This window comes from Vibrio sp. PSi01, assembly GCF_054960695.1.
This window is the reverse complement of the sequence record NZ_JBHNYN010000006.1, coordinates 15,058-29,084: the sequence shown is the minus strand read 5'-3', so window position 1 is coordinate 29,084 and position 14,027 is coordinate 15,058. Positions and strand designations below refer to the sequence as shown.

The 14,027-nt window shown below is 44.4% G+C and carries 10 protein-coding genes; 4 read left to right on the top strand and 6 right to left on the bottom strand.

What is annotated here, in order from left to right:
• Positions 1-110: 110 nt before the first annotated feature.
• The 6 genes from leuO to ACFI6G_RS10990 form a co-directional block, all read right to left on the bottom strand.
• On the bottom strand, positions 111-1,070 hold the full coding sequence (gene leuO, locus ACFI6G_RS11015; protein WP_010434501.1) for a transcriptional regulator LeuO: 960 nt from the start codon (positions 1,068-1,070) through the stop codon (positions 111-113).
• 346 nt (positions 1,071-1,416) lie between these two features.
• Positions 1,417-2,472 (bottom strand): MJ1255/VC2487 family glycosyltransferase, encoded by a 1,056-nt coding sequence (locus tag ACFI6G_RS11010; protein WP_016767771.1) that lies wholly within the window; start codon positions 2,470-2,472, stop codon positions 1,417-1,419.
• A gap of 51 nt (positions 2,473-2,523) precedes the next feature.
• Positions 2,524-3,048, bottom strand: a complete 525-nt coding sequence (locus ACFI6G_RS11005) for a phosphatase PAP2 family protein (RefSeq protein ID WP_010434498.1) — start codon at positions 3,046-3,048, stop codon at positions 2,524-2,526.
• Between the two features lie 265 nt (positions 3,049-3,313).
• Positions 3,314-6,421 carry an efflux RND transporter permease subunit gene (locus ACFI6G_RS11000; protein WP_016789710.1) on the bottom strand — a complete coding sequence of 1,036 codons (3,108 nt, stop codon included), beginning with the start codon at positions 6,419-6,421 and terminating at the stop codon, positions 3,314-3,316.
• On the bottom strand, positions 6,418-7,755 hold the full coding sequence (locus tag ACFI6G_RS10995) for an efflux RND transporter periplasmic adaptor subunit (protein ID WP_010434494.1): 1,338 nt from the start codon (positions 7,753-7,755) through the stop codon (positions 6,418-6,420). The genes ACFI6G_RS11000 and ACFI6G_RS10995 overlap by 4 nt, the downstream gene beginning before the upstream one ends.
• Positions 7,755-8,414, bottom strand: coding sequence for a TetR/AcrR family transcriptional regulator (locus tag ACFI6G_RS10990; protein ID WP_016767775.1), 660 nt, complete (start codon positions 8,412-8,414; stop codon positions 7,755-7,757). Before ACFI6G_RS10990 ends, ACFI6G_RS10995 begins: the two co-directional genes overlap by 1 nt.
• Before the next feature lie 567 nt (positions 8,415-8,981).
• Between ACFI6G_RS10990 and leuA the strand changes: the two genes are divergently transcribed.
• The 4 genes from leuA to leuD all read left to right on the top strand — a co-directional run bounded on the left by leuA (position 8,982) and on the right by leuD (position 13,864).
• The gene (leuA, locus tag ACFI6G_RS10985; RefSeq protein WP_010434490.1) at positions 8,982-10,529 is read left to right on the top strand and encodes a 2-isopropylmalate synthase; all 1,548 of its coding nucleotides are present in this window, start codon (positions 8,982-8,984) and stop codon (positions 10,527-10,529) included.
• A gap of 96 nt (positions 10,530-10,625) precedes the next feature.
• A complete protein-coding gene (gene leuB / locus ACFI6G_RS10980) occupies positions 10,626-11,717 on the top strand; it encodes a 3-isopropylmalate dehydrogenase (RefSeq protein WP_010434488.1) in 1,092 nt (363 codons plus the stop codon).
• A gap of 117 nt (positions 11,718-11,834) precedes the next feature.
• Positions 11,835-13,247, top strand: coding sequence for a 3-isopropylmalate dehydratase large subunit (gene leuC, locus ACFI6G_RS10975; RefSeq protein ID WP_065099496.1), 1,413 nt, complete (start codon positions 11,835-11,837; stop codon positions 13,245-13,247).
• A 14-nt stretch (positions 13,248-13,261) separates the two neighbouring features.
• Positions 13,262-13,864: a 3-isopropylmalate dehydratase small subunit gene (leuD, locus tag ACFI6G_RS10970; RefSeq protein ID WP_010434463.1), complete on the top strand. Its 603-nt coding sequence runs from the start codon at positions 13,262-13,264 to the stop codon at positions 13,862-13,864.
• Positions 13,865-14,027: the final 163 nt, after the last annotated feature.

Genomic DNA, 14,027 nt, shown 5'->3' with positions numbered 1-14,027 from the left:
TAAGTAATAGTACGTCTCACGCTAAGTTTTCTATCAACAAAAATAGCAGGTACAAAAAAGCCCTAAGCCAGACTCCCAGCTCAGGGCTTATAAATCATAGGGATTAGTGTCTAGTTAAGTGCCACTACTTCGCCACAGATCATCATTAACTGATCTCGTAACCAAATGTGTCCTTTATCCTTTTCACTTGATTCGTGCCAGCTTAGGAAGCCTGAAATTGCCGCATTATCGAATGGGAAATCTAGAATCTGAAGCTGCTCTTTATTTGCTGCATGTTCTACCATCCAACGAGGTGCAATCGTCACTAATTCAGATTGACCAACAACGTAAAGAACGTTGCTCAAGCTCGTACCTTCGTAGAAAGGCGTGCAATCTAGGTCACGGTAAGCTTGCTCAGAGAAGCTACGTTGACCGTGAATGCGAGACAATTTTGCGTGCTTTTCATTCAACAACTCAGTTGCTGAAACTTCACCATTAATTCGAGGGTGAGAAGCAGAAGCAACCACAACCAATTCATCTTGGAAGATTTCAGTGCTTGAGAAACCTTGCTCATCAAAACGAGCGTAATCAATCACGAAGTCGATTTCTTGGTAACGCATACGCTCAGAAAGCTGACGATCGAACTCTGCATCCATATGCAGCTTAACGCTAGGTGCTTGGTCGTTGATTGTCGACATAATCTTAGGAGCAAAACGCATATCACAAGGGCTACAAATCGCAAGTTTGAACAGGCGAGAAGACGACTCTGGCGAGAACACAGAACTTGGTAGTTCGTTGCGTACTAACTGCAGTGCTTGGCGGATTGGGCCAAACAGTTGACGAGCACGTTGAGTTGGTTGAATACCACGACCTTGACGCATGAATAGTTCGTCGTTAAACATCACTTTTAGACGAGCAACAGCGTTACTTACAGCAGGCTGAGACATGCCCAGGTTGTGAGCTGCACGTGTAATGTTTTGCTCTTGCATAACTGCATCAAATACAGTCAAAAGATTTAAGTCGACTCCACGAAGTGTGCTTTCCATTCTGTAGCTTGCAATTGCACTCATTGCGTCTTTTTTCTCTAACATTCAAGTTGCCTCTAGTCGCTTCGACAGCGTTAAATTGGTAATGGTATGGCAATAGATAACCACTAATTCTTATATTTACCAGACCGATACTTTTCGGATTGCCATTACTATTAACCAATACATCTCGAGCTACCAACAAGATTGATAAAGAATAATTTAATTTTACCTTAATGATTAAATAACATTTTAAAATCATGTATTTATGGAGTTATAAAAAAACATAAAATAAGACATTTATGAGTTTCATTTCGACTTATTTAGCTGTTCTATCGTTCAGTTACATTTGTTACAATTTATTGAACTCATGAATTGTTTAGCTAGTTAATTCAAAAACTCCACTTATGAATCAGGTTAACGATGCATAACTAGGAAAATCCACCTTATCCCAAAGCTGTTTACTTAAGGCATCTTGGTCAGACCAATTCCCCGCTAAAACCCACTCAACGAGTGCACTTGCCACGTCGGGATAGGTCACTATTTCTGCCTGTTTTTCATTGAGCCAGCTACGTAAAATAGCCGCATCTAAAAAGCTCATCGTTTGTGCCAACCCCAGAGCTTCTAGCGTGGCGACATTGCTTTGTTGTTCGAACTGCCCATCAAGCGGTTTGAGAAGCAACTTTTTACCCAAAGTTAAGGCTTCTGATGGCAATTCGAAGCCACCGTTAGCGACCACACCAGAGCACTGATTCAGGTCAAATTGGAAGCCTGCATGACTGAGTGGTTTGAACTCAATATTTTCGACTCGACTGTGCTCAATAACATTGGGGTGATAACAGATAAAATGATGAGAAATGAACTTCATCAACAACTCCGAAATCGCCTCAAGATCTTCAAACGGTAAATAAACCAAAGTGAAATTTTGTGGCGCTGTCGTTTGTTCATGATGAGTCAGCGTGTGAACTATAGGAGGTAATATGGGTTGCTCAAAGTGATACCAATGAAGACCAATAGAGTGCTCTGTTGGCGCGAAGTACTGAATCACTGAATGTTCAATCCAGTTTCCTCCTTCTTTAGGCACATCGTAGCGGAACGCATTTTGGTGGCTTATGCCAATACATGGTACACCCTGTCTCTTAGCCGCCCATGCAGTCACAGGTTCAAAGTCATTAAGCACTAAGTCATAAGGCATCAGATCGATCTGGTTAATTTCACGCATAAATCGCCAGATATTATTCTTGATGAATGTTTTACCGTACTTAACCTGCCCTTGCTCACTGAAAAAAGTTAAGCCATCGCGGGTTTGATAGTTCCCAAACTCTTCCATTGAGAAGTACTTGCTCTCATCTCGTCCTGAGAATAGGAAGTCGACATCGATATTTTGTTGGCGAAAAGCCACCGCCATTGCTCTTGCACGAGCGATATGACCATTCCCTGTACCTTGTACGCCATATAATATTTTCATGGGTGTTCCTTTAGGTTTGAGCTTAAGCTCGGCAACGACTGACAAAAGTGATTACAAAATGAAGCTGATGGCTAGGCTAGTACAAGCTATCCCCAAGACAGCGCCAATTAGCACATCCGTTAAAAAGTGCACACCAAGCAAGATTCGCGAGCCCGCAATCGCTGCAGCCCAAATCAAACTAAAGAGATACAAGCTTGGATAGAAATGTCCGATTAAGGTCGCCATAACAAAAGCAGCAGCCGAATGTCCAGATGGAAGGCTGTATTTGTCAGATGGAACGATATGGGAGTAAAGCAGTGAAGAGAATTCAGCTGGTCTGCGACGCTTGAGGGTATTTTTGGCAAACCAGTAAATAGGTAACTCGATTGCAAAGGCAGTTAAGCCCACCAAGAGAAAATCTCGGCCAGCATTGCTATCCACCAACAGCGCGACCAGAGCAATCAAAATGTAAAGGTGTCCATCTCCAGTATGAGATATCGCTTTACTCAGCGTTGCATGTTGCCCGCTATAACGACTCTTCAAACAGAAAACAGAAAATGCCACATCCCAGCGGACAATAGGTTCGATAGTACGCATACGATCTCCTTAACAATCCTTATTCAGTTAAGGCTCAAGTTATGCCTCACAAATGACAGTTAAGTGACGTTTTGAATGAAGTAAAATGAAATTTGTTCTAGAGACTGTGTTGCCACTGTCCCATCCGAAAGGCCAAGGATGTACACGAAGAATCGCACCCAGCAAGTTAACCCAGATAGACAAAGACTCAACCAATAAAAAAGCGACACTAGGTCGCTTTGTTTTAAATCGATTTTGCTCCTTTATAAAGGAGTCAATCCAACGTCTATAATTCGAGTGGCTCGTGCTTTTTCACTAAACCAAAGTCCGCCAGTATTGCGTAAGCCGCCGGAATCATAAACAGCACTAGCAAGGTCGAAGCAAAAATACCAAACACAATTGATATCACCAGCGGTTGGATAACCTGAGCCTGCAAGCTGGTTTCTGTTAGCAGTGGTAGCAAACCTGCGGCTGTGGTCATTGAAGTCAAAAATACTGCTCGGAAACGCTCGCGACTCGCTTTCACCACTGAGTCATGTACGCTATCGCCTTCATCGACGTGATGGCGAATGTATTGCACTAACAAAATAGAATCATTGACCACGATTCCGGCCAGCGACACAAAGCCCATCATGCTTGGCATACTCAAAGCGTGCCCAAGTATCCAGTGACCAACAACCACGCCAATAAAGGCGAGTGGAATGGCTAACATCACGACCACAGGCTCTAAGTAGCTTCGGAACTGATAGCTAAGAATCGCAAACACACCGAATAAGCCGAGTAAGAACCCTTTACCCATTGATGCTCCTGTCTTAGCGGCATCTTTGGCTTCACCTTCAAAATCAAAGCGCAAGCCTGGGTATTTTTGAATGAGCTTGGCTGCTTCATCTTTTTGGAACTGAGCCAAAATCGCCGACGAGCTCGCCTTCTTATTATCAATATCACCAAAGATGCTGATAGTTCTCAGCCCATCAATACGCTGAATTCGCACGTAGTTACGTTGGAAATCTAATGTCGCCAACGTTGCTAACGGGATCTGACTGCCGTCGGCGGTAATGATCGGGAAGTTAGCCAGCTGCTGTATGTCGCCCGCTTGTTCCTTATCAAGACGCACCTCTATCGAGATATTCTCAACACCGATTTGAATCTCATCCGCCGTTTGCCCGAAGAATGCAGCACGCAACTGAGAAGCAATCATCTGCCCATTCACATTGTAGGTTTCGGCTCCTGGGCGCAGCTTCACTAAGATCTCCTCTTTACCCATGCGCATGTCATCTAGAACACCATGCACGCCATCAAACTGATTGAGGTATTCCTGAATATCCAAAGAAGCCGATTTCAACGCTGCAAGATCATCATGTTTAGCGCGGATCTCAATAGCACGACCGCCAGGCCCCATGGTGGGTTGTTTAAAAACTAACGAGATAGGATCTGCCAAGTCACCGATATCTTCTCGCCATGCATCAATGAAATCATCGATCACCGTGTTTCGACTTTCTGCACCACGCAGATCTAAACGGACAGTCGCGAGATGCGGTCCAGATTCACTGGCATCAGCATTAGCATTAAATTGGCTCGTGATGTGTTCCACCAACTCATTGCCCTCTTCGACCTCTTCACTCCACCGCACGTTCAAACGCTCAGCAGACGCGACTATTTTATCGACGACTCTCTCGGTTTGAGACAATGACGCACCCGGCGGAAGAATGATACGCGCTTCAGCAATGTCTCCATCCAATTCGGGGAAAGGTTGGAACTTAACAGCACCACCCGCAATCAAGGCAATAGAAAGCAACAACAGTGTCAGCACTCCGCCCATAAATGCATAGCGGAACGTCACGACCTTCTCGACCATGTTCATCAAAGTTGTATTACGGAAGTTCTCAAATTTTTCAAGCAACACTACTTTGAAGCGCAGCGCTGGCTTATCATTTTTTTCTTTGTGTAATGAATGAGATAAGTGATTGGGTAAAATAAGAAACGCTTCGATTAAACTCAGAGACAACACCAAGATAAGTACCTGAGGCACCGCTTTAAGCACCGCGCCCATTTCCCCATCAAGGAATAGTAAGCTACCGAAAATACACACCGTGGTTAAAAAAGAAGATAACACCCCGGGGAGCACTTTCTTAACACCGTTGTACACCGCATCATCAACGTTTTGCCCCCTATCTAAATGGGAGGCTATCGATTCGGCAATCACGATGGCGTCATCCATCATAATACCAATCGCCATTAATAAGCCGACCAGTGACATGATGTTGATCGATAGGCCAAGGTTCGCCATTAAGAACAAGCCACCAAGGAAGGCTACGGGCAAACCTGCCGCAACCCAGAATGAATATCGCAAACTGAAGAACAACCACATAGTAGCAAACACCAGCACAATACCTTGCCAGCCGTTGCGTACCATCATGGTTAGACGATCCCAAAGTACCGATGATAGATCATTGGTCATTTGTAGCGTCACGCCATCGGGGGCAATCGCGCTTTGATCTTCCACGAATCGAGTAACGTTCTCTTTGATTCGTAGCGCATCATCTTCTTTGTTTTTACTGATCTTCAATAGCGCAGAAGGCTTACCATCAAACAGAACCTTCTGTTCATCCAGTTCAAAGCGATCGGTGATCTTGGCAATATCCCTCAAACGGATCACTGAACCATTCGGCGCAGAACCCACCACGATACTCTCTAATTCAACCGGAGTGATGCGTCTCTCATCAAAACGAATCAGGAAGTTTTTGTCTGGCGTTTCAACATTGCCGCTCGGTAGCTTTACATTCTGACGACCGATTTGGTCCGCAATATCACCGACACTCAAACCTAACTGACGAATGGCTTGGGTATCCAGTTCCACACGATATTGGTGATCCGAGAATCCACTGACTTCGACCAATGAAACGTCGTAATCGAGCTTCATGGTACGTTTTAAGTCTTCCGCATAAGCCTTAAGTTCCGGCCATGACGTTTCTGCTGTAATCGCGATATCAACAACCGGTTCATTCCAATCCAGCTCTTGAACAACCGGAGATTCAATCTCGCTCGGAAAATCATTGATCGAATTGATCTGAGTTTGCACGTCCACCAGCATTCGACCGATGTCTGCTTTCTCATTGAGCTTCAGAATTAAACGCGCGCTGCCTTCAATCGCCTCACACTGAGTTTCTTCAATGTTGGCTAGGCCATCAACAGCATCTTCCATTCGTACACATAAGCTCTCTTCCACTTCTTGTGGGGAAGCTCCGGGATAAACAATGGCCGCCATGATGTAAGGTGGGTCGTAGGCAGGGAAAGTCTCACGCTTAATGGTTGATAATGAGGTTAAGCCCATAATCAACAACCCAAGCATCAACAGGTTCGCTGCTGTTGGGTGCCTAGAGAAAAACTTGATCATGACGCACTCTCCTGAGTATCAGGTTCAAGTGCCACTTCTTTTGAGCCCGATTCTTTGAGTAACATGCCTTCAATGGCTGGTAATAAGTCATTGAGAACCAGTTTGTCGCCCGTTTGAAGCTCCCCGTTCACAACCACTTGGTTGTCTCTACGATAAAGCACTTCAACATTCACCATTTTCAGACGAGAGTTATCGTCCATTAGATAAATTTTGTCACCATGTAGCGCTCGTTCAGGCAACACCCAACTTAGATTTGCTACACCTTCAATCTCAGCTTTTACAAACATACCGTTGACCAAAGGGGTCGCATTGCTTGGCTGCAGTTGTGAATAGTCTTGAGCGATCTCGAGAATAATCCCCGCCGTCGCTTGGTTTTCATCAACGGTTTCACTAATTCTCGCTACCTTTGCAGGCCAGCTCAGATTCAAACTGCCACTATTCAGTTGAACACTCGCTTTGATCGGTGCTTGGTCAGGGGTTGGAATTCCAGCAGCATCGCGAGGGAATTGAGTAAAACTTGAAGCTAAAGTTTGCATGTCGTGAATAGAAAGTTGTGCTTCAACTTCCATAATATTAATCCCATGAGCAACAAACATTTCTTGCTGAAGATTAACTACTTGGTTTTGTTCGATATCGACTTGAGCAATTCGCATCGCTCTTGGCAAAGTGATGGTCGTCTTATCCAAAGAGCGTTGTGCCTCTTTCACCTTAGACACGTTCACCTTAATCACGGCCTCCGCGACGCGTTTTTCATCAGGCATCAAGGTAATTTGGTTAGCAATATCTAACACTAACTTCTGTTGAGACAACGCGCTTTGTTGTTGGAGGTCGACATCCGATTGAGATGTCAGCCCTTTCTTACGCAGGTCTTGTTTACGTTGTAGCTCTTTATTGCTGATCACCAAGCGATTCTTTTCGATCTTTAGAGTCTGATTCAGGTTGTCTTCTTCTTGATTCAATTTTGCTAGCGAAGTTTGGCTTGATTTAAGATCCGCTTCCGCTTGTATCAGCTTCAGCTCGTAATCCAAAGGATCAACCTTGAGTACAACCGTCCCTGCAGGGATCACTTGGCCTTTATCAAGATCCGGATGTCGATACACAATCTGTCCTGTCACCTCAGCAATCGCTTTCCATTCGACTTTTGGCACCACTTTGCCAAAGCCAACCGCTAATGGCGCTATCAGTTGCTGTTCTAAGCTTAGAGTTTCCACTAAACGAGCTCGGTCACCCGCAGGTTTAGTTGGAAGATCCGGCTTCAAATTAATCGCAACCACCAAACCAATAACACCAACTGCCAACGCTGGAAAAAAGAGGAGTTTTTTACTTATTTTCATTATCTTGGTTCCTGCAAGGTCGAAGTGCTCTCTACATTAATAAAGCCTTCGGTCATCAATTGGATGTTGTGTTCGATTAAACGATTTAGAAACTCTTCATTAAGCTCAATACCATGAATCGCTAGTAAAGGAGGTGGTGCAATAAAGGGGAAAACCATCAAGCTTATATACGAAACACGACACAGTTTTGGATCCATGTTTTGTTTCAATATTCCCTGTTCAACAAGCTTTTCAAAAATGACGTCTTGCGCCGGTTTGGCAACATCGAGGAAGACCTTTTCGAGCAACTCTCTTTGCACTTCCGATGGCGGCATATTCATTACCTGGGCAATCAACCGAGGAAACTTGGGCACTTTAACCATCTCTTTGTAGTAAGTCCGCATTAAATCGAGAAAGTTCTCATGACTGCTTTCTTCAACTAACTTCTGCATTTGTAGCTGCATCGGACGAAGCGTTTCCCGCAGCATCGCCTCGAACAACCCAGCTTTATTACCGAAGTAATAACGGATCATGGCAATGTTTACTCCAGCACGCTCTGCAATTAGGCGTGTCGATACTTTATCGTAGGATTGAACAACGAACAGATCCCGAGCGTGTTCAATGAGTAGTTGCCGCACATCAAGGTTCTGCTGAGGTCGCCCGGCTTTACGTACTGTCATTGCTTTGACCTGCTCTATAATTAATCGTTTGATTAATTATAGAGATAAACAAGCACAACTGTAGAAGATTAATTACTCATTATTTAATCAATTGATTAATTAATTTCGCCGCACATTCGATTTTGCTGGTGAATCGTTCCAACAAAAAGATTTACTACAAAGTTTTAACCTATACATAAGCCAATCGATAAACTAACCCGCCAACACAAAACCAACAAACAAACGAATAAACCAAAATAAAAAACAAAAACAGCATAAACCAAACAAAAACACCAGCAATGCACACTGATATTGGATTTTCTTGTTTGACGCTTAGAATAAATTGCGGTAAATATGGTGTTAACAGTTTATTTACGGATATTTGTGTAATGATTTTTTCTTCTTCTCGACTGCTGAAACTTCTCCTTATCGTGAACCAATCGCGCGGGTAAGTTGTGGGTCAAGAACTACACAAATATTAAAACCCGCGCTGAGCGGGTTTTTTTGTAACTGGCACTTTTAAAAGAACATCATTCTTAATAATAATTTGGATAGCAATCGATTCATTATCGATATAAGGAAGCACCCATGAACGATCAAGTAATAATTTTTGATACGACCTTACGTGACGGCGAGCAAGCATTGGCTGCAAGCCTGACAGTAAAAGAGAAGTTACAGATCGCTTACGCTCTTGAGAGACTGGGTGTGGATGTTATCGAAGCTGGCTTCCCTATCTCTTCTCCAGGTGATTTTGAGTCCGTACAAACCATCGCTAAACACATTAAAGGTAGCCGTATTTGTGCGCTTTCTCGTGCCGTTGCAAAAGATATAGACGCCGCTGCAGAAGCACTAAAAGTAGCTGACCAGTTCCGTATTCATACCTTCATCTCAACATCAACGGTTCACGTACAAGACAAATTACGCCGTAGCTACGATGATGTCGTAGAGATGGCAGTGAAAGCAGTAAAACATGCACGTAACTACACCGACGATGTTGAGTTCTCTTGTGAAGATGCTGGTCGCACCCCTATCGACAACCTATGTCGTATGGTTGAGGCCGCGATTAACGCAGGCGCAAAAACCATCAACATTCCAGACACCGTTGGCTACACAGTACCGAATGAATTCGGTGGCATTATCCAAACACTATTTGATCGCGTACCCAACATCGATAAAGCAATCATCTCTGTTCACTGTCACGATGACTTGGGTATGTCGGTTGCTAACTCAATCGCTGCCGTTCAAGCGGGTGCTCGACAAATTGAAGGCACAATCAATGGTATTGGTGAGCGTGCGGGTAACTGTTCTTTAGAAGAAATCGCAATGATCATCAAAACTCGCCAAGAGTTTTTGGGGGTTCATACCGGCTTAGATCATAAAGAGATTCACCGTACAAGTAAGTTGGTGAGCCAGCTTTGCCACATGCCAATTCAAGACAATAAAGCTATCGTCGGTGCCAACGCATTCAGTCACTCTTCAGGTATTCACCAAGATGGCATGCTTAAGAATAAGAACACTTACGAGATAATGACACCTGAGTCTATTGGCTTGAAAAACAAGGCATTGAACCTAACAAGTCGTAGTGGCCGAGCGGCTGTTAAGAGCCATATGGACGCAATGGGTTATAAAGATAATGAGTACAACCTAGATTCATTGTACGAAGACTTCTTGAAGCTAGCTGACCGTAAAGGTCAAGTATTCGATTACGACCTAGAAGCATTAATGCACTTCGCCAATCTACGTGACGAAGATGACTTCTATAAACTTAACTACCTAAGCGTACAATCTGGTAGTGTTATGTCTACCACCAGCATCAAATTGCAATGTGGTGATGAAGAAAAATGCGAAGCGGCTGTAGGTAACGGCCCTGTTGATGCTTTATACCAATGTATCTACCGCTTAACGGGTTACGAAATTGCATTGGATAAATTCGACCTTACTGCAAAAGGTGAAGGCGAAGATGGCTTAGGCCAAGCGGATATCATTGCGAATTATAAAGGCCGTAAGTACCACGGCACAGGTGTTTCAACAGATATCGTTGAAGCTTCTGGTCAAGCGTTACTGCATGTTATCAATAGTATTCAACGTGCAGACACTATCGCTGAAATGAAACAACAAAAATTCGCAACAGTTTAATACCCAATAACAGAGCCCTAGAGCCGATGTTGTTGGCTTTAGGGACAAAATTTAAAACGAGCCAAACCGCTCAGTAACAAGAATTAAAGGATTAACATGACAGATAAATCATACAAAATTGCCGTACTACCTGGTGATGGCATTGGCCCAGAAGTAATGCAGCAAGCACACAAAGTGCTAGACGCGATTGAAAAGAAGCACGCGATTAGCTTTTCTCGTGAAGAGTATGATGTTGGTGGTATCGCCATTGATAACCACGGCTGTCCACTTCCAGAAACGACAGTAACAGGCTGTGAAGAATCTGACGCAGTACTATTTGGCTCGGTTGGCGGTCCTAAGTGGGAACACCTTCCACCAAACGATCAACCAGAGCGTGGTGCCCTACTTCCTCTACGTAAGCACTTCCAACTGTTCTGTAACCTACGTCCTGCGCAAATCCACAAGGGTTTAGAGTCTTTCTCTCCTTTACGCGCTGACATTTCAGGTAATGGTTTCGACATCGTTGTTGTTCGTGAACTAACCGGCGGTATCTACTTCGGCCAACCTAAAGGTCGTGAAGGCGAAGGCGCAACTGAGAAAGCTTTTGATACAGAGGTTTACCACCGTTACGAAATCGAACGTATTGCAAAGATTGCGTTTGAATCTGCACGTCTACGTAACAAAAATGTTTACTCAATCGACAAAGCGAACGTTCTGCAGAGCTCTATCTTATGGCGTGAAGTGGTTGAAGAGATCGCAAAAGATTACCCAGATGTCACGCTAAACCATATGTACATCGACAACGCGACCATGCAGCTAATCAAAGATCCATCTCAGTTTGACGTAATGCTATGTTCAAACATCTTTGGTGACATCATCTCTGATGAGTGTGCAATGATCACGGGTTCGATGGGTATGCTTCCTTCTGCAAGCTTAAACGAAAGCAACTTCGGCCTATATGAACCAGCAGGTGGCAGCGCACCAGATATCGCAGGTAAGAACATTGCAAACCCAGTCGCGCAAATTCTTTCTGCAGCACTAATGCTTCGTTACAGCCTAGGCGAAGAAGCAGCAGCACAAGACATCGAAGCGGCGGTATCGAAAGCACTTTCTGCAGGCGAGCTAACGGCAGACCTTGCAGGTAAGAACCAAGCACTGACTACCTCAGAAATGGGTGACAAGATCGCTGAGTACATCTTAGCTTCATAAGCGAGATGCTTAGATTAGAAGCAAGTACATAAGAATAATATCAAGCCAAGTCTGCTTAAACCGCATGACTTGGCTCGAAACAAACACTGGGACTGATACTCCCAAGGAAGAAAAGCTATGTCGACAAACCAGCAAGCAAAAACCTTATACGAAAAAGTTTATGACGCTCACGTTGCAGTTGCAGCGAAGGGCGAAACGCCAATTCTTTATATCGATCGCCACTTAGTCCACGAAGTAACGTCGCCACAAGCCTTTGATGGCCTGCGTGAAAAAGGTCGTAAAGTTCGCCAAGTAGGCAAAACCTTCGCGACCATGGATCACAACGTATCGACACAAACCAAAGACATCAACGCTTCTGGTGAGATGGCTCGTATCCAAATGGAAACGCTATCGAAGAACTGTGAAGAGTTTGGTGTCACGCTTTACGACCTAAACCACAAATACCAAGGTATTGTGCACGTAATGGGGCCTGAGCTAGGTATTACTCTGCCGGGTATGACCATCGTATGTGGTGACTCACACACGGCGACACACGGTGCATTTGGTTCATTAGCATTCGGTATCGGTACTTCAGAAGTAGAGCATGTTCTAGCGACTCAAACGCTAAAACAAGCGCGCGCTAAAACCATGAAGATCGAAGTAAAAGGCAAAGTCGCAGAAGGTATTACAGCCAAAGATATCGTGCTCGCGATCATCGGCAAGACAACAGCTGCAGGCGGAACAGGCTATGTAGTTGAATTCTGTGGTGAGGCAATTACAGACCTTACAATGGAAGGTCGTATGACAGTATGTAACATGGCAATCGAGCTAGGCGCGAAAGCGGGTCTAATCGCTCCAGATGCAACCACATACAAGTACATAAAAGGTCGTAAGTTCTCTCCAGAGGGCGAAGACTTAGAAGCGGCAATCGAATACTGGAACACATTGAAAACCGATGCTGACGCAGAATTCGATGCAGTTGTCACGCTAGAAGCAGCTGAAATCAAACCACAAGTCACTTGGGGTACTAACCCAGGTCAGGTTATTTCAGTAGACACACCAATCCCAGCACCAGAAAGCTTCGCAGATCCTGTTGAAAAAGCATCGGCTGAAAAAGCGTTGGCTTACATGGGGCTAGAAGCAGGTAAATCTCTATCTGAATACAACGTCGATAAGGTCTTCGTGGGTTCTTGTACTAACTCTCGTATCGAAGATATGCGCGCAGCCGCTGCGGTAGCGAAAGGCCGCCAAGTAGCGAAACATGTTCAAGCATTGATCGTTCCGGGCTCAGAGCAAGTTAAAGCACAAGCAGAAGCTGAAGGTTTAGATGTAATCTTTAAAGAAGCCGGCTTCGAATGGCGCTTGCCAGGTTGTTCTATGTGTCTTGCAATGAACAACGACCGCCTTGGTCCACAAGAACGCTGTGCTTCTACATCAAACCGTAACTTTGAAGGTCGCCAAGGCCGTGATGGTCGTACGCACCTAGTTAGCCCAGCAATGGCAGCCGCAGCAGCAATCGCTGGTCACTTTGTCGATATTCGTGAACTTTAATTAGAGGATTTAACATGTCAGGTTTTCAACAACACACCGGATTAGTCGTTCCTCTAGATACGGCCAACATCGATACGGATGCGATCATTCCAAAGCAGTTTCTACAGAAAGTAAACCGCATCGGTTTTGGTAAGCACTTATTCCACGATTGGCGCTTCCTAGATGATGCAGGCCAACAACCAAACCCAGAGTTTGTAATGAACGCTCCTCGCTACAAAGGTGCTTCAATTCTCCTAGCTCGTGAAAACTTCGGTTGTGGTTCATCTCGTGAACATGCACCTTGGGCGCTTGCTGATTATGGTATTCAAGTGATGATCGCGCCAAGCTTCGCAGACATCTTCTATGGTAACTCGATCAACAACCAAATGGTGCCAGTTCGATTGACTGAGCAAGAGGTAGATGAGCTATTCCAATTCGTAGAAGCGAATGAAGGCGCTGAAATCACTGTTGATTTAGAAGCGATGAAAGTCAGTGCTAATGGTAAAGAATACTCGTTTGAAATTGATGAGTTCCGTCGTCACTGCTTACTGAATGGTTTAGACAACATAGGCCTTACACTTCAGCACGCCGATAAAATCTCAGAATTTGAAGCAAAGATTCCTAGCTTCCTGAAATAAAGAACCATGAAATAGCACAGTCTAGAAATAGAGTAAGCGTTTTCAATAACACATAAAGGTTGGCCCAGTGCCAACCTTTTTTATTCGATTCAACTTCTTCATTTAACTCAACTCTGTGGTTTAACTGAAGAGCTATGAAAGAAAATAGTAAGCCACAAGGTCT

Coding starts and splice junctions, on each gene's coding strand:
- leuO (WP_010434501.1), bottom strand. CDS start 1,070: ATGTTAGAGAAAAAAGACGCAATGAGTGCAATTGCAAGCTACAGAATG.
- ACFI6G_RS11010 (WP_016767771.1), bottom strand. CDS start 2,472: ATGAAAATATTATATGGCGTACAAGGTACAGGGAATGGTCATATCGCT.
- ACFI6G_RS11005 (WP_010434498.1), bottom strand. CDS start 3,048: ATGCGTACTATCGAACCTATTGTCCGCTGGGATGTGGCATTTTCTGTT.
- ACFI6G_RS11000 (WP_016789710.1), bottom strand. CDS start 6,421: ATGATCAAGTTTTTCTCTAGGCACCCAACAGCAGCGAACCTGTTGATG.
- ACFI6G_RS10995 (WP_010434494.1), bottom strand. CDS start 7,755: ATGAAAATAAGTAAAAAACTCCTCTTTTTTCCAGCGTTGGCAGTTGGT.
- ACFI6G_RS10990 (WP_016767775.1), bottom strand. CDS start 8,414: ATGACAGTACGTAAAGCCGGGCGACCTCAGCAGAACCTTGATGTGCGG.
- leuA (WP_010434490.1), top strand. CDS start 8,982: ATGAACGATCAAGTAATAATTTTTGATACGACCTTACGTGACGGCGAG.
- leuB (WP_010434488.1), top strand. CDS start 10,626: ATGACAGATAAATCATACAAAATTGCCGTACTACCTGGTGATGGCATT.
- leuC (WP_065099496.1), top strand. CDS start 11,835: ATGTCGACAAACCAGCAAGCAAAAACCTTATACGAAAAAGTTTATGAC.
- leuD (WP_010434463.1), top strand. CDS start 13,262: ATGTCAGGTTTTCAACAACACACCGGATTAGTCGTTCCTCTAGATACG.